Origin of the sequence: Streptococcus sp. FDAARGOS_522, assembly GCF_003812445.1 — a bacterium.
Taxonomy (GTDB): domain Bacteria; phylum Bacillota; class Bacilli; order Lactobacillales; family Streptococcaceae; genus Streptococcus; species Streptococcus agalactiae.
On sequence record NZ_CP033808.1, the window covers coordinates 1,020,380 to 1,037,117 of the forward strand.

General features: G+C 35.5%; 17 protein-coding genes. 2 read left to right on the forward strand and 15 right to left on the reverse strand.

The features are described 5' to 3' along the window. Nucleotides 1-37 precede the first annotated feature (37 nt). The 15 genes from EGX70_RS05030 to EGX70_RS05100 form a co-directional block, all read right to left on the reverse strand. Nucleotides 38-640: a YpmS family protein gene (locus tag EGX70_RS05030; protein WP_000806954.1), complete on the reverse strand. Its 603-nt coding sequence runs from the start codon at nucleotides 638-640 to the stop codon at nucleotides 38-40. Next, nucleotides 615-1,454: an SGNH/GDSL hydrolase family protein gene (locus EGX70_RS05035; protein WP_001035227.1), complete on the reverse strand. Its 840-nt coding sequence runs from the start codon at nucleotides 1,452-1,454 to the stop codon at nucleotides 615-617. Before EGX70_RS05035 ends, EGX70_RS05030 begins: the two co-directional genes overlap by 26 nt. Further along, nucleotides 1,447-2,283 (reverse strand): DegV family protein, encoded by an 837-nt coding sequence (locus tag EGX70_RS05040; protein WP_000034838.1) that lies wholly within the window; start codon nucleotides 2,281-2,283, stop codon nucleotides 1,447-1,449. Before EGX70_RS05040 ends, EGX70_RS05035 begins: the two co-directional genes overlap by 8 nt. A gap of 112 nt (nucleotides 2,284-2,395) precedes the next feature. Beyond that, nucleotides 2,396-4,054: a DNA repair protein RecN gene (recN, locus tag EGX70_RS05045; RefSeq protein WP_000923619.1), complete on the reverse strand. Its 1,659-nt coding sequence runs from the start codon at nucleotides 4,052-4,054 to the stop codon at nucleotides 2,396-2,398. Nucleotides 4,055-4,065: 11 nt separating this feature from the next. Then, entirely contained in the window at nucleotides 4,066-4,539 is a 474-nt protein-coding gene (locus EGX70_RS05050) for an arginine repressor (RefSeq protein WP_000747940.1), read from the reverse strand. Beyond that, nucleotides 4,526-5,353, reverse strand: a complete 828-nt coding sequence (locus tag EGX70_RS05055; RefSeq protein WP_001041040.1) for a TlyA family rRNA (cytidine-2'-O)-methyltransferase — start codon at nucleotides 5,351-5,353, stop codon at nucleotides 4,526-4,528. Before EGX70_RS05055 ends, EGX70_RS05050 begins: the two co-directional genes overlap by 14 nt. Continuing rightward, nucleotides 5,346-6,218, reverse strand: a complete 873-nt coding sequence (locus tag EGX70_RS05060) for a polyprenyl synthetase family protein (protein ID WP_000256279.1) — start codon at nucleotides 6,216-6,218, stop codon at nucleotides 5,346-5,348. The genes EGX70_RS05055 and EGX70_RS05060 overlap by 8 nt, the downstream gene beginning before the upstream one ends. Next, nucleotides 6,218-6,433 (reverse strand): exodeoxyribonuclease VII small subunit, encoded by a 216-nt coding sequence (locus tag EGX70_RS05065; protein ID WP_001280900.1) that lies wholly within the window; start codon nucleotides 6,431-6,433, stop codon nucleotides 6,218-6,220. The genes EGX70_RS05060 and EGX70_RS05065 overlap by 1 nt, the downstream gene beginning before the upstream one ends. After that, nucleotides 6,411-7,751, reverse strand: coding sequence for an exodeoxyribonuclease VII large subunit (xseA, locus tag EGX70_RS05070; protein ID WP_001286937.1), 1,341 nt, complete (start codon nucleotides 7,749-7,751; stop codon nucleotides 6,411-6,413). Before xseA ends, EGX70_RS05065 begins: the two co-directional genes overlap by 23 nt. Before the next feature lie 125 nt (nucleotides 7,752-7,876). Beyond that, nucleotides 7,877-8,713: an NAD(P)H-hydrate dehydratase gene (locus tag EGX70_RS05075; protein WP_000634981.1), complete on the reverse strand. Its 837-nt coding sequence runs from the start codon at nucleotides 8,711-8,713 to the stop codon at nucleotides 7,877-7,879. Beyond that, nucleotides 8,710-9,564: a bifunctional methylenetetrahydrofolate dehydrogenase/methenyltetrahydrofolate cyclohydrolase gene (locus EGX70_RS05080; RefSeq protein ID WP_000137498.1), complete on the reverse strand. Its 855-nt coding sequence runs from the start codon at nucleotides 9,562-9,564 to the stop codon at nucleotides 8,710-8,712. The genes EGX70_RS05075 and EGX70_RS05080 overlap by 4 nt, the downstream gene beginning before the upstream one ends. Nucleotides 9,565-9,702: 138 nt before the next feature. Beyond that, a complete protein-coding gene (locus EGX70_RS05085) occupies nucleotides 9,703-11,397 on the reverse strand; it encodes a phospho-sugar mutase (protein WP_001106845.1) in 1,695 nt (564 codons plus the stop codon). A gap of 286 nt (nucleotides 11,398-11,683) precedes the next feature. Further along, on the reverse strand, nucleotides 11,684-12,418 hold the full coding sequence (locus tag EGX70_RS05090; protein ID WP_000230131.1) for an amino acid ABC transporter ATP-binding protein: 735 nt from the start codon (nucleotides 12,416-12,418) through the stop codon (nucleotides 11,684-11,686). Continuing rightward, entirely contained in the window at nucleotides 12,411-13,103 is a 693-nt protein-coding gene (locus EGX70_RS05095; RefSeq protein ID WP_001011647.1) for an amino acid ABC transporter permease, read from the reverse strand. Before EGX70_RS05095 ends, EGX70_RS05090 begins: the two co-directional genes overlap by 8 nt. A 141-nt stretch (nucleotides 13,104-13,244) precedes the next feature. Continuing rightward, the gene (locus tag EGX70_RS05100; protein WP_000443582.1) at nucleotides 13,245-13,475 is read right to left on the reverse strand and encodes a DUF1797 family protein; all 231 of its coding nucleotides are present in this window, start codon (nucleotides 13,473-13,475) and stop codon (nucleotides 13,245-13,247) included. Nucleotides 13,476-13,772: 297 nt separating this feature from the next. Here EGX70_RS05100 and EGX70_RS05110 point away from each other — a divergent pair, with 297 nt between their 5' ends. Both EGX70_RS05110 and EGX70_RS05115 read left to right on the forward strand, forming a co-directional pair. Next, nucleotides 13,773-16,034 (forward strand): ATP-dependent Clp protease ATP-binding subunit, encoded by a 2,262-nt coding sequence (locus EGX70_RS05110; protein WP_000882549.1) that lies wholly within the window; start codon nucleotides 13,773-13,775, stop codon nucleotides 16,032-16,034. 185 nt (nucleotides 16,035-16,219) lie between these two features. Then, nucleotides 16,220-16,675 carry an NUDIX hydrolase gene (locus EGX70_RS05115; protein WP_000184292.1) on the forward strand — a complete coding sequence of 152 codons (456 nt, stop codon included), beginning with the start codon at nucleotides 16,220-16,222 and terminating at the stop codon, nucleotides 16,673-16,675. Nucleotides 16,676-16,738: the final 63 nt, after the last annotated feature.

Here is a 16,738-nt window from a genome sequence, read left to right on the forward strand (position 1 = left end):
CTAAAAAAAGGCTTAAGGTCAAGTATTTAACGTCATTTTAGGGCTTTTTCTTAAAAATATCGAAACTAAAATTATCGTTTACTAAATCAATTGCAGTCGCTTTCAAATAAATACCTTCTTTATTTTTTAAATCTTGCAAATTAATATTAATAACCGATTTTTTAGGTTTTATATCTACAAAGTTTGGCAATTTATAAGATGATTTTATATATTGTAACACATCTTTTTCTGGAAGCGGAAGAGTTCCTACTGAAAATGAGGTCACTTTAAGTTGAACAGCGCCATTTGTTAAACGATAAGGTTCAAAATAGATGTATAAAGGCACTTCATAACCTAATAATTGATAAGAGCCTTCAAATAGTATAGAAGATGAAGCAGCATAAATCTTATAATTCATCTTCTTAGTTTGATATTGTTTTAAATAAAGTGCAATTGTCTTATTCAGTTGCGACTTATTGGTCGTAAAAGTACCTACTTTTACTTTATCTTGTACCCCAGTCGAAATTTTTCCTGTATTAGGCTCACGTACTTGAATTAAGCGACTTGCAATCACTGCTGTGAAGGAAAGGTTAATTGCCAACAATAAGAGAAATGCCCATTTCCAGAAATTTAAATTACGGCCAGTTTTTTCTTGTTTCATTTATTTTCTCCATAACGGCGTTAGACATGATTTGATAGCCAATATTATTGGGATGAAAATGGTCTCCAGTAAAGAGAGCATCATTAGTGATACTTGCCTGACTATTTGATGACTCTGTAATACCCTCTTTACCATTTATTCCCTTATAAAGGCGGTCATTAATTGGGACAAAATAAACATTTTCTGAAGCATCAACTACTTCTTTTGTAGCTTTATTCCAATTATCAATAACGGTTTGCATTTTAGTTAATTGTGGAAAGTTTAGGTAAAAAGGATTATAAATGCCTAAAACATAAATAGGCAATTTAGGATTATCTTGTCTTGCTTTTGCAAGGATTTCTTTCAAACGTTCCTTATATGCTTCTGCTGGTTTCTCAAAGGAATTTAGTGATAAATGACTGAGCTCTTTACGAATAACAGCCAAGACATCATTACCACCAACAGTTAGCGTCAATAAATCAGCTTTCTCTAAATCTTTTTCGATTTGAGGATCTGTCGTCATACGTTTTAAAATTTGTTGACTAGTATTCCCAGACACACCATAATTAACAGAAGTCACTTGGTAAGAGTATCGATTATGGAGTGATTCTGATAGCAGTGGAACAAAACCACCTTGAGAGGTTGTATCGCCCACACCTTCGGTCAGAGAATCTCCAAGAGCAACATAGTTAAGTGGGATAACTTTCTTTGTTAGGAAGTCTTTTTTTGTTAATTTAGGATTTGATTTTGGAATGATCAAGGAAAAAATCCCAAAAGATAAAAGAAGACTTACCAGAAAAAAAGAAAGTCCGGTAAGTATTTTTTTCTTATTCATAACGAACCATAACAGCAAATGCATCCTCACCAGTATGAGTTTGGATGATTGAGCCAGTTTCTAAAACGGATATAGGAGCACCTAGAACAGCTAGTTTTTCTCTAAAGTTATTAGCCATATCAGCTTTACCACAGTAGGAGATGCCAATTTCAGCAATTTTTCGTGTTTGGGCACTTTCAACAAAATTATCTAACCATTTGCTGAAGGTCTTTAGACCGCGACCTTTAACAATCGGTACTAATTCATGGTTTGTTAGCTCCATAATTACTTTTATATTAAGCAATGAACTTAGAAGACCCGTTACACGTCCAATACGACCACCTTTTACTAAATTTTCAAGGGTCGATACGCCAATAAATAATTCTGACTTCTGGCGTACTTCTTCCACACGAGCCAAGATGGTATCTAAATCAGCTCCCTCTTTAGCTAATTTCGCAGCTTCTACAACCTGGAATTTTTGACACTGGTCTGTAAAAGTAGAATCAATAACTGTAACATCTGCACCAGCAATATTAGCTCCCTGGCGTGATGCTTCAATAGTTCCTGATAGTGTATGCGTTAAATGAATTGCAATGATATGTTCCACACCTTCATTCATTAATTTTTCATAAATTTCTGCAAAAACACCTACAGGTGGTTGACTTGTTTTTGGCAATTCCTTACTTCCACGCATTAGGTTCAAGAATTCCCCTTGTGCTTTTAAGTCATTGTCTGAATACAAGGTACCATCTATCATAACTGACAAGGGAACAACTGTAATGTCAAGCTCTTTAATAAGTTCTGGTTCAATGGTAATGGAAGAATCCGTTACAATTTTGATTTTACTCATATCCTATCCTATTCTATACTTTAATATTTCAATACCCTTATTATAACAAAATTTAAGTGTATCAACATTAATTTCTCCTAACAATGTTAGCTTTTTAAAGACGTTACCAAAGTTAACTACCAAGTAATTCTTTAGCTTGAGTACGTGCAGTGTCTGTTACATTGTTTCCTGCCAACATTTTAGCGATTTCTTCTACACGTTCTTCATAGCTTAAAAGCCTTACCGTTGAAACTGTTGAAGAGTCACTGGAAATTTTTTCAATAAAATATTGGTAATCCGCTATTGCAATAACCTGAGCTAAATGAGAAATTGCTAAAACTTGTCCATGACTACCAATCTTGTGAATTTTTTGAGCGATAGCCTGGGCCACGCGACCAGAAACTCCTGTATCCACCTCATCAAATACAATGGAAGTTTTATCTTCCTTACGTGAAAAAGCAGATTTAATAGCTAACATCAATCGAGATAACTCTCCTCCTGAAGCCACTTTTACCAATGGCTTAAAGCCCTCTCCGGGATTCGTTGAAATATAAAATTCAACGATTTCGTTCCCTTCTTTATTAAATTTTCCCTTTGTAAATTGAACTTGGAAATCAGCTTTCTCCATATAAAGCTCTGTTAATTCTTGTTTGATTTCATTTTCCAATTGTTTAGCTAGCTTATGGCGCTCTAAACTTAATTGATTTGCTGATTCAATCAAATCGTGTTCTAAAATCTTTAATTCTTTTTCTAAAGCATCTGAGGACTCTTCACTACCTGTCAATAGACTATATTCTTTAGTAATGTTATCAAAATAGTCTAAAACATCATTCACATCACCGCCATATTTTCGCGTTATTGTGTTAATAACATCTAGTCTATTTTCAATTTCTTGTAGTAAACCAGCGTCAAAATCTAAATCATCGATAACGTCACCTAAACGTTTAGTAACTTCTTCAATAACGTAGTAAGCTTCTGAAAGATTGGTGGAAAGATCTTTATATTCTCGATCAAATTCTTCTAAAGCCATAAGGTCATTCATTGCAGAACGAACATTCGATAAACTTGAAAACTCTTCGTTATCTAACATAAGATATGCATTTGTCAAAGTATCTGCAATATTCTTATGATTCATTAATTTATCACGTTGCTTGAGTAGCGTTTGGTCTTCATCTGATTTAAGGGCTACAGACTCAATTTCTGCTATTTGAAATTCTAGCATTTCAATACGTGATTTATTCTCTTGTTCATTTTTTTGCTTATCCAATACGCGTTTACGAAGCTGACGATAAGCATCAAAAAGACTTTGATAACGTTCTTTTATGACATTAAATTCTGTATTACCAAATTCATCTAACATCAGAATGTGCATGTTAGGTTTCATTAGTTCCTCTTGGTCATGCTGACCATGAATGTCTACCAAATAATGCCCCACAGCTTTTAGTGTTGACAAATTCACCATTTGCCCATTAATTCGACTAACGCTGCGCCCATTTTGAAAGATTTCTCGGCGAATAATTAATTCATCTGCTAATTCAATGCCATTTTCTTCCAATAATTGGACTAATGATTGATTTTTTTCAACAGAGAAAAATCCTTCAATTTCTGCTTTGTTAGCACCATGGCGAATCACTTCAACGCTAGCACGGGATCCTAACATCATATTCATAGCATCAATAATGATAGATTTCCCTGCACCAGTCTCACCAGTTAAAACAGTCATTCCTGTTTCAAAATTAAGTGAAATTTCTTCGATAATAGCGAAATTCTTAATAGAAATTTCTAAAAGCATAAGGTCCTCTACTAATCTTTTTTCTCCAACATTGCAATCATTGATTGACGAATGTGATCAGCATCTGCTTCTGATTTTGCAATCAAAAGGAGACTATTATCGTCAGCTGTCAAACTAAAAATATGTTCTTGACAATGTGACATTATGAAGGTTTTAATTAATTGACTGTTACCTGGTATGACATTAATATTGATAAATTGCTCTAAACCTAGTAGCTTATCTGATATTGATAAAATACTTGTTTTAATAGGCTTTGCCACAGCAGTTGTAAAGATAGGGTCGTTTTCATTTGACAAACCGTAAATATAGCGACCTTTTGCTGATGGCACTTTTATAATGCCAATTTCATTCATATCACGTGAAATAGTTGCTTGAGTTAGAGTTACCCCATAAGCTTCCAATCTGCGTAACAACTCATGTTGTGTTTCAACAGCATGGTTAAGAACAATTTGCTTAATTAAATTTAAACGTTCACTCTTCTTCATTTTTCTTAAATTCCTTATGTGCTTTTTCTATAACATCTTGTATTTGGTCAAGCACAAGATTTTGTGGATCTTGACACTTTTGCAAATGCATTAAAAACTCAATATTTCCATGTCCACCTTGAATGGGCGAAAAATCAAGATGTTTAACCGTATATCCATAATCTTTCGTGAAATTGGTCACTGTTGTCAAAACCTTTTCATGAACCAACTTGTCTTTGACAATACCATTTTTACCAATTTGCTCACGACCTGCTTCAAATTGTGGTTTAATTAATGCCACTACTTGTCCACCATCCACTAAAATTTCTTTTAGAGCTGGTAAAATCAAATTAAGAGAGATAAATGAGACATCTATCGATGCAAATTCAGGCAGTCCCTCCTTGAAATCTTCTTTTTGGGCATACCTAAAATTATATTGTTCCATAGAACGAACACGATGATCCTGACGTAACTTCCAAACTAATTGATTTGTTCCTACATCTACTGCGTAAACTAAACGCGCTCCTGATTGTAGCATAACATCAGTAAAACCACCCGTAGAGGCGCCAATATCTATAGTTAGCTTATCTGCAACTGAAATTTCAAAAACTTGTAAAGCTTTTTCTAATTTCAATCCACCTCTACTAACATATTTTAGTTTTTCACCTTTTAGTTTTAATTCAGTATCGTCTGCAACCTTTTCACCTGGTTTATCATAACGTTCTCCATTGATAACGTTAATCACCATTCCTGCCATAACACCACGTTTCGCTTGCTCTCGTGTATCAAAAAGTCCCTGTTTATAGGCAAGAACATCTACCCTCTCTTTAGCCATTCAACCGTAATCCCTCTATTATATCTATTATTTTTCTAGCATTAAAGTTAGCTTTTTTCTCTAGATTTTGAAAAATTGCCTGAGCTTTTTTCAAAGTATCATCAAGTATTTCCTGTGACTTATCCAAACCCAATAAATTTGGATAAGTTGTCTTTTCTGCTACAATGTCTTTATTTGGTGTCTTCCCCAATTCTTCAAAACTAGCAGTCACATCTAAAATATCATCACGTACTTGAAAAGCATGACCGATTAAAAGGCCAGCTTGATGCAGTTTTCCTTTTACTTCTTCCGACTTCTCAGCTAAAATACCTGCTGCAACAAAGGGATAAGCTAACAGGCGTCCCGTTTTATTAATATGAATCAAGCTTAAATCGTCAATAGATAAAACTTTGTTTTCTCCCTTCATATCTAACATTTGTCCACCAACCATGCCAAAACTACCCGCAGACATAGACAATAACTCTATTAACCTAACAGTAACATCAGCTTTAAAACCAGCTTTTACAACTAAATCAAATGGGTCTAAAAAAAGGGAATCTCCAGCTAAAACCGCTGTAGCTTCATCAAACTTTTTATGGTTTGTTAAGCGGCCACGACGAAAATCATCATTATCCATCGCCGGTAAATCATCATGGATTAAAGAGCCGGTGTGAATCATCTCCAAAGCAGCAGCCACATCATAATGACCATCTATTAGTTCAACTCCAAATCCCTCTAAAATTTCTAAAAGGATGCGTGGACGAATACGTTTCCCACCTCCATCAACTGAGTAGAGGATAGCCTTAATCAAATCAGGAGAAACGACACTATGTGTCTGTTTGTAATAACGATGAATAGCTTCATCAATTTTTTCAATAGTAACCATCAAGTATCCATTTCTACTTCCGTTCCGTCAGCTTGCATCACTTTTACAAGCGTCTCTTCAGCTTCTTTTAAAGTTCTTTGTAACTCTTTTGAAATAAGCATTCCTTTTTGAAATTCAGCAATGGCATCTTCTAAGGCAACATCACCTGTTTCTAAACGTGAGACAATTGTCTCTAATTCCTGTAAATTTTCTTCAAATGTTTTCTTGTCTGACATCCTTCACCTCAACTTCTAAAAGACCATCTTGCATCTTAACTTGCAAATGATCTCCTTCATTTATTCCATTAGTAGTAGATACTAAAGTATGGTTTTTTTCGATAATAGCGTAACCACGCGCTACAATTCTAGAACTATCCAATGATATAAGCGCATCTTGAGCCTTTTCAAAACGTGCTAGCTTGCTGTCATACTGACTAGTCATTGTACTTGATAATAGTCGTCTACTTTGCACAACACGCTCTTGGTAAATATGAATACGCTGTTTTAAATCTATGCCTTGCAGTTTTTGATGAAGCAAACCTTGCTTTTGTCTTACTGTTTGTAGTTTATCACGCATAGAATATGTTAACTGCTGATTTAGGTTATCTAATTTTTGAAGGAAACCATCATATAGACGCTCTGGTTGCCTAAAAATAACTGATTGCTTTGATTTTTGCAACCTCTCCTCTTTTGTCCTGATAAGACGAAGGCTAGACTGATACATTCTATTTTCACGTTCAGTAATCCAAGACAAGATATCAATTTTAGTAACCGGTGTAGCAAGCTCAGCTGCTGCAGTTGGAGTTGCTGCTCTGCGATCGGCTACAAAATCTGCTAAAGTTGTATCAGTTTCATGTCCGACACTAGAAATAACGGGAAGACGAGATTCAAAAATAGCTTCTACAACACATTCTTCATTAAATGCCCATAAGTCCTCAATAGAACCTCCCCCACGGCCAACAATTAATAGATCCAAATCCTTTTTCTCGTTAGCTAAAGCAATAGTTTGTGCTATTTCCTGAGCTGCGCCCTCTCCTTGAACTTTTGTGGGGAAAAGTAATATTTCCACTCCTGGAAATCGACGAGATACTATTGTAATAATATCCCGAATAACGGCTCCACTTGGACTAGTCACAACTCCTATTTTTCTAACAAATTGAGGAATTAATTGCTTATGACGATCATCAAAATAACCTGCTTGAGAGAGTTTCTTCTTTAGTTGTTCAAATTGGATAGCAAGAGCTCCTATACCATCCGGTTCTGCTTTTTCAACAATAATAGAGTAGGAGCCGCTTGGTTCATAAAGTTGAACACGGCCAACTACATTAACCTTCATCCCTTCCTCTAATTCAAAACCCAATTTTTTGAAGTGACCTGACCACATTGTGGCCTGAATGACTGATTTATCATCTTTTAAAGAGAAATATTGATGGTTTGGGCGACGACGAAAATTAGACACTTGCCCAGTTAAATAAACCCTCTCTAAATAAGGGTCTTTGTCAAATTTTAATTTTAAATACTTAGTCAGTGTCGACACGGATAAATAGTCTGACATAGCACCTCCTCATGAGAGTTTTATTAACTTCATTATACCAAAAAAACTTAAAAAATACCTATTTGCTCTACAAATAGCTCGATAAAGCAAAAGAAGTGTCATGCTAACACCTCTCTACTTATTTTTTATTTAGATAGTCTAGCCATTTCTTTTGGAATCTCATCACTAATCGTTGTCGGTAGAACAACATAGGCTTCTTTAGATAATCCTTGAGCAATTGCCGAATGTAGATAAACTCCCACTGATACCTTATCTAGAGGAGAGGCTTCTTTAAATTGCGCTAACATACCTGCAATCATACCACACAAAGTATCCCCCATCCCTCCAGTCGCCTGGTAAGGACCTCCTACTATAATTTCTTTTTCGTCTAAATCTTGAAAAATACGCGTATGCGAACTCTTAGCGACTAAAATCGTCCCTTTGGGAAAAGATTTAAGAGCGGTTTGGGTATTTTCTTTTGTCTGTTGCGATACAGCGATACCTGACAATCGCTCCCATTCTTTTTGATGAGGTGTCAACACTAAATTTTTAGCCTTTGTTTGCGGAAACGCACCTTCTGATAACAGAGTCAAGGCTGATCCGTCAAGGATGACACTTTGATGTGATTGAATCTTCTCCATGGTCTGGTTCAAAATTTTTCGAGATGATTCTGATACTCCTAATCCAGGACCAATTACAATAACATCACTTTGAACAATTGATTTTTCCAACCATTTGTAATCATCACTATCAAACGCCATTACCTCTGGTAGTTGACTATGCAAAGAGGGGATATTGCAACTTTGGGTTGCTACAGTAACTAATCCTGCACCAGTTTTGACACAGGCCAAAGCTGCCATTATAATAGCACCTCCATAGGGATAAAAACCTCCTATCAGAAGAACACTACCATAATCACCTTTATGGCTTGATTTAGGGCGTGGCTTAATTAACGCCCTCGCTTCTTGTTCACCAACAATCATAGACTCACACTTCTAAGAGCTGCTTGATAAGTTTGTTCCAAAAGCATTGTAATCGTCATAGGTCCTACGCCCCCAGGAACAGGTGTTATCATACTAGCAACTTCTGCCACTTGTTCAAATACAACGTCTCCAATCAATTTACCATTTTCATCGCGATTCATACCAACATCAATCACCACAGCACCTTCTTTAACGAAGTCTTTTGTAACAAAGTGCCCCTGACCAATCGCAACAATAAGGATATCAGCCTCCTTTGTTACCTCAGAAAGGTTTCGAGTTCTTGAATGTGTCAAAGTAACTGTTGCGTTTTTATCAAGGAGAAGTTGTGCCATTGGCTTACCAACAATATTGGACCTTCCGATGATAACAGCATGTTTTCCCTCTAAATCCACATGGTACTCTCTAAACATCTCCATAATACCAGCTGGCGTACAAGGTACCATCATCGGTCGTCCTGACCAAAGATGACCCGTATTCATTGGGTGGAAACCATCAACATCTTTCTTAGGATCTATTGCTAAAATAATTTTTTTATCGTTAATATGTTGTGGTAACGGAAGTTGAACTAAAATACCATGGATACTTTTATCTTCATTGTATTGATGGATAATATCAATCAGTTCTTCTTGAGAAATGGATTCAGATAATCGTAGAGTCTCACTTTTAAAACCAGCTTCTAATGCAGAGCGTTCTTTATTTCGAACGTACACTTGGCTAGCTGGATTATCCCCAACAAGGATTACAGCTAAACCAGGTATGATACCATGCTGTTCCTTTAACCTTTCAACTTTTCGCCCTAACTCAGCCTGCATTTTTTGTGATAAGGCTTTACCATCTATTAATTCAGTCATTGATACTCCTTCTTCATCCGTTTTTTCTATATTATATCAAAAAATAGCGATTATGCTATTTTATATCGCTATTCATTTTGTATCAATTTTAATCAATAGAAAAGGCAATGAATCCCTCATCGCCTTTTTACATATGACTTATTTAGTACTATTCATTTTAGCACGACAAGCCGACTCAATTGCATTAAGTTTCGATAAACTATCTGCTTCTGTACAACCAATCGTATAAAGGTAACATTTTATCTTAGGTTCCGTCCCTGACGGCCTTAAAGCATACCATGAACCCTCATTAAAATAATATTTTAAACAATTTTGCTTTGGAAAATCCTTATAACCATCCTTGAAATCAATAGAATTCTCCAATGTCATCTCACCTACTTGTAATATTGGGTCCTGTCTAAAATCCTCCATAATACGACTAATACGTTCTTGCCCCTCAGCACCCTCTAACTCAAGAGAAAATTGGCGCTCGTTGTAATAGCCAAATTTATCGTAAATGGTTTGCAAAACGTCTAAAAGTGTTTGCCCTCGTTCTTTATAATAGGCAGTCATTTCTACTACCATCATTGAAGCACTCACAGCATCTTTATCACGTACAAAAGTGCCATAGCAAAAACCAATACTTTCTTCATAGCCAAAGAGATAAGTTTTATCCTTTGAGATATCATATTCATTAGCTTTTCCACAAATATTTTTAAATCCTGTTAAAGTTTCAACAGTTTCAATATTATATTTATCTGCAATAACTTTTGATAGATCACCAGTTACAATGGATTTTACCAATACAGGATGATGTGGCAAATTCCCTAAGGCACATCGTTGTGAAAAAATATAATAGGAAAGAAGTGCCCCTATCTTATTACCATTTAAGAAAATATATTCTCCCTTACTATCTTTGACTTCCAATGCTACTCGGTCACAATCTGGATCTGTGGCAAGTAAGATATCTGCATCAACTGACTTTCCTAGAGATTCTGAATAGGCAAATGCTTTAGGAACTTCAGGGTTTGGATAGCCAACCGTTGTAAAATCAGGATCGGGCATTTCCTGCTCAGGTACCACATAAACATTTTCAAAACCACGGCGTCTTAAAACTTCGCGCACAGGTAAATTTCCTACGCCATTTAAAGGAGTATAAACCACCCGGACTGACTTATCAATATTAGTATCATTAATAGTTAAACCAAGCACTTCTTTTTTATATGCTTCTTCAATACTCTCATCGATATAACTTGCCGAACCACTTGCCAGAGCCTCTTCAAAGGGTATTTGCTTAATTTGCTGATAATCGGTTATAGCATCCATATGATTGGCAATTTGATCAGCAATATCATCTAAAATCTGAGATCCTTCTTTCCAATATGCCTTATAACCATTATAAGCTTGAGGATTATGACTAGCAGTAATCATCACACCCGAAACACATCCTAGAGCACGAATAGCATATGAGCACATTGGTGTTGGGCGAATCCCTTTATAAATATAAGACTTAATACCATTTGCTGCCATAATGGAACAAGTTAATTCTGCAAATTCCTTAGATTGATAACGGACATCATAACTAACTGCAATTCCACGTGCAATAGCTTCAGGGCCATGATCAATAATCGTATTAGCTAATGCTTGTGCTGCTTTCCCCACCATATAAGTATTCATACGATTGGTTCCTGCTCCAAGTTTACCTCTCAATCCCGCCGTTCCAAATTCTAATGTTTTGTAAAAACGATCCTGAATTTCAGATTCATCGCCTTTAATAGCTTCTAAATCTGACTTAATATCTTTACCGAGTGAGTCGTTTTCTAACCACTCTTGATAAATCTCTTTATAATTCATATGAGACATCCTATTCTAAGACCAAAATGGTAAAAATCAGCTCCATGATAAGAGATTTTAGTTCTTCAGGAGCTAACTGAATAGTATCAAATTAACCTTATAAAGTCAACTTATTTTATAAATTAACTACACTTAATATATTTAAAGCATCTAAATTTTTTTCATCACCCTATCATTCTTAGTCTACATTATATATAGACTTACCAACTTCCAAACAATACAGTAACAATTTACTCATAACAATGGAATAATAAAAGTCTAAAACAAGTTGTTTTAGACAATGAAATTATAATACTTTACTTAAGAAATCTCTTGTGCGGATTTCTTTTGTCTGCTCAAATACTTCCTTAGGGGCCCCTTGCTCAACAATAATTCCTGCATCCATAAAAATGACACGATCCGCTACTTCACGTGCAAAACCCATTTCATGAGTGACAATAACCATCGTCATACCAGATTTAGCTAAATCTTGCATAACAGTCAAGACTTCACCTACCATTTCAGGATCAAGAGCTGAAGTAGGTTCATCAAAAAGAAGGACATCAGGATTCATTGCAAGACCTCTTGCAATAGCAATTCGTTGTTGTTGTCCTCCAGATAAGCTAGCTGGATAAGTATTAGCCTTCTCTTTGAGTCCAACTTTTTCAAGTAGCTCATATGCTTTTGTCTGAGCATCAAGCTTAGAAAGCCCCTTTGTCTTAATAGGTGATAAAGTAATATTTTCTAGTACAGTCATATTGGGAAATAGATTGAACTGTTGAAAAACCATGCCCATTTTTTCGCGCATTTTAAAAATATCATTCTTTTTGTCTGTTATATCAATCCCTTCAAAAGTCACTGTTCCCTTTGTTGGTACTTCCAAGAGATTCATTGTTCTTAAAAATGTTGACTTACCAGAGCCAGAAGGGCCAATAATAACCACTACTTCTCCTTGATGAATATCCAAGTCAATGCCTTTTAAAACCTCATTTTTCCCAAAACTTTTATGAAGTCCTTGTATTGAAATAATTGGCTCAACCATCTATTTTTACCCCTTTCCCAAGATATTTCTCCATTTGTTTTAACAAAGCTGAGAGAATCGTTGTCAACATTAAATAGTAAAATGCTGCAAATAATAACGGTGCAACTGGTGAGTAAGTAGCCGTTACAACTGATTGTGCTCCGTTCCATAATTCCATGACACCAATAGTTTGAAGGAGAGCACTATCTTTAATAATTGTAATAAATTCATTCCCTAGAGCAGGTAAAATATTTTTAAAAGCTTGGGGTAAGATAACATAGCGAAGTGTATTTTTAGGTCGAATCCCCAACGAGTAAGCTGCTTCTATTTGTCCAGATGGTACAGCCTCAATCCCTGCACGTACAATTTCCGAAATATAGGCACCACTATTTAAGGAAATGATAATGATACCAGGTAAAAGTCGTGTAAAATCTAAATCTAAAACACCAAAGCTAATCGTTGGTAAATTGTTAAAATGCATCCATGCGAAAGCAATCATAATTTGAACTACCATCGGTGTCCCACGAAATACCCATACATAGAAATTAGCTAATATTGTGAGAAAATGTAAATTAGTACGCTTTACTAAAGCAATTAACACACCTATAATAGTTCCAAAAAAAACAACACATGTTGAAATCATAATGGTTACCATCACACCATAATTAAAATAGGACCAATATTGTGGTAAAAATGAAAAATTCATTGACATCTCCTAAAAAAGTAATTGCCAATAGTCTATCACACAAAGAATAAAAATACAAGTTTAAATAAATATTTTTGGTTTTATTCTATTTTACTGTATATTTAGATATAAAAAAAAGACCTTCAAGGTCTTTTATAATTATCAGTATAATAAATCGTAAATTTCCATTGCGATAAGGTCAATGCTGTCAAATGAATATGATTCACGCGCTTCTACATCACGTAATGTGAAAACAGGACCGTTTTCAGGGTCATTACTAAAAGATACTTCTGCTACAACAACACCTTCACGTTCAAAATTACGTTTTAAATTACCACCATCAGTCGCCATTAATTCGAGGCGATTGATGATTCTCACTAAATGTGATTCCATCTTACTTACTCCTATATATTTTCTAGTCTTTTCTATTTTAACACAAAAGTGACCAAAGCAACATGAAAAGCAACATTTTTACTAACTTTTTAACGATTTTATCGTCTAAAATCCGCAAATAACGATTTTTCTCAGTAGTCATCTATTTTTCAATTTAGCACTCTAATATATTCAGTGCTAAAAACAGAACTTTTTTCTTGATTTCTAGGCTTTAGGTGCTATAATAAAAGCATAAAGTTTGACTATATTTGACTATATACACATCAATAGTTAAATGTCATAAGAAAGGGGTAGCCTATGCTCTGTCAAAACTGCAAACTAAACGAATCAACTATTCATTTGTATACAAATGTTAATGGAAAACAAAAGCAAGTTGATCTTTGTCAAAATTGCTACCAAATTATTAAAACTGACCCTAATAATCCACTTTTTTCAGGTTTAAATCATGTTTCACATGCGCCTGGTGGCATCAATCCTTTCTTTGATGATTTCTTTGGAGATTTAAATAATTTCAGAGCCTTTAATGGCCAAGATTTACCAAACACTCCTCCTACACAATCAGGAGGAAACCGAGGTGGAGGAAACGGTAATGGACGAAATAATAATCGCAACCAAACTGCAACTCCTTCTCAAGCCAAAGGGATTCTAGAAGAATTTGGTATCAATGTCACTGAAATAGCCCGCCATGGTGATATTGACCCTGTTATTGGACGTGACTCAGAAATTATTCGTGTTATCGAAATCCTTAATCGTCGTACAAAAAATAATCCTGTACTTATTGGCGAACCCGGCGTTGGGAAAACTGCCGTTGTTGAAGGACTTGCTCAGAAAATTGTTGATGGTAATGTGCCTCATAAACTTCAAGGCAAACAAGTTATTCGTTTGGATGTTGTGAGTCTAGTACAAGGAACGGGCATTCGTGGTCAATTTGAAGAACGCATGCAAAAGTTGATGGAAGAAATTCGTCAACGTCAAGATGTTATTCTATTCATAGATGAAATTCACGAAATAGTTGGAGCTGGTACAGCTGGCGAAGGTAGTATGGATGCAGGTAATATTTTAAAACCTGCCCTTGCACGTGGAGAATTACAACTAGTAGGTGCTACTACTCTCAATGAATATCGTATTATCGAAAAGGACGCTGCCTTAGAACGCCGTATGCAACCTGTAAAAGTCGATGAGCCTTCTGTTGAAGAAACCATTACTATTTTGAAAGGTATCCAAAAAAAATACGAAGATTATCATCATGTAAAATATAATAATGATGCCATAGAAGCAGCTGCAGTACTATCTAATCGTTATATCCAGGACCGCTTTTTACCTGATAAAGCAATAGACTTATTAGATGAAGCTGGTTCTAAAATGAACCTAACACTAAATTTTGTTGATCCAAAAGAAATTGATCAACGTCTCATTGAAGCAGAAAATTTAAAAGCGCAAGCGACTCGTGAAGAAGATTACGAACGTGCAGCTTACTTCCGTGACCAGATTGCAAAATATAAAGAAATGCAACAACAAAAGGTCGACGATCAAGATACACCTATTATTACCGAAAAAACAATTGAGCACATCATTGAAGAAAAAACGAATATCCCTGTTGGTGATTTAAAAGAAAAAGAACAATCTCAATTAATTAATCTCGCAGATGACTTGAAACAACATGTGATCGGCCAGGATGACGCTGTCGTTAAGATTGCAAAAGCTATTCGTCGTAATCGAGTTGGTCTTGGTAGCCCAAACCGTCCTATTGGTTCCTTTTTATTTGTAGGACCAACCGGCGTTGGTAAAACTGAACTTTCTAAACAACTAGCAATTGAGCTCTTTGGTTCAGCTGATAGTATGATTCGTTTTGATATGTCAGAGTACATGGAAAAGCATGCTGTTGCTAAATTAGTCGGAGCGCCTCCAGGATACGTGGGATACGAGGAAGCTGGACAATTAACTGAAAAGGTTCGTCGAAATCCTTACTCGCTCATCCTTCTAGATGAAATTGAAAAAGCTCATCCTGATGTCATGCATATGTTCTTGCAGGTCCTTGATGACGGTCGATTAACAGATGGACAAGGAAGAACTGTTAGTTTTAAAGATACCATTATCATCATGACCTCAAATGCTGGTTCTGGTAAAACTGAAGCAAGCGTTGGCTTTGGTGCCTCACGAGAAGGTAGAACGAATTCCGTACTAGGTCAACTAGGTAACTTCTTCAGCCCTGAATTTATGAACCGCTTTGACGGTATTATTGAATTCAAGGCTTTAGATAAAGAGAATCTCCTCAATATCGTTGATATTATGTTATCTGACGTTAATGCACGTCTCGCCATCAATGGTATTCATCTAGATGTCACTGATAAAGTGAAAGAAAAATTGGTTGATTTAGGTTACGATCCCAAAATGGGAGCACGTCCATTACGTCGTACCATTCAAGAACATATTGAAGATGCTATCACAGATTACTATCTTGAGAATCCAAGCGAAAAAGAACTTCGTGCTATTATGACTAGCAATGGAAATATCATAATAAAATCTTCTAAAAAAACTGAAGAAAGTACAAAAGGTTGAGTAAGAAACTCAACCTTTTTTCACACTCTTCTCAAAAAATAATAGCCTCTATAAAGCTGTTTCTCTCCTACCTCGTCTTTAAATTTTAATACAATTATTAAGGAAATATTCCAAAAATTTTAGTATAATAAATAAAAAATAATTAAAGCTTTTAAAATCATAAAACACAATCAGGAGAGAGAACTATGACTAATCCTACTTTCGGTGAAAAAATAGATAATGTAAACTATAGGTCACGATTTGGTGTCTATGCTATTATTCCAAATCCAACTCATGATAAAATTATTTTAGTACAGGCACCTAATGGTGCTTGGTTTCTTCCAGGTGGGGAAATTGAAGAAAATGAAAATCACCTAGAAGCTTTAACTCGTGAGTTAATTGAAGAATTAGGTTATTCCGCAACAATTGGCCATTACTATGGTCAAGCTGATGAATATTTTTACTCTAGACACCGTGATACTTACTACTATAATCCCGCCTATATTTATGAAGTTACTGCCTATCATAAGGATCAAGCGCCACTAGAAGATTTCAACCATCTAGCCTGGTTTCCTATCCAAGAAGCTAAAGAAAAGCTAAAACGAGGAAGCCATAGATGGGGTGTCCAAGCTTGGGAAAAAAATCACCATTCTAGGAAATAATTCATACCTTTCTTCCTAAATAGTGTTATAATAAACCTAATAAGAATCAGGGGGAAAATAGTT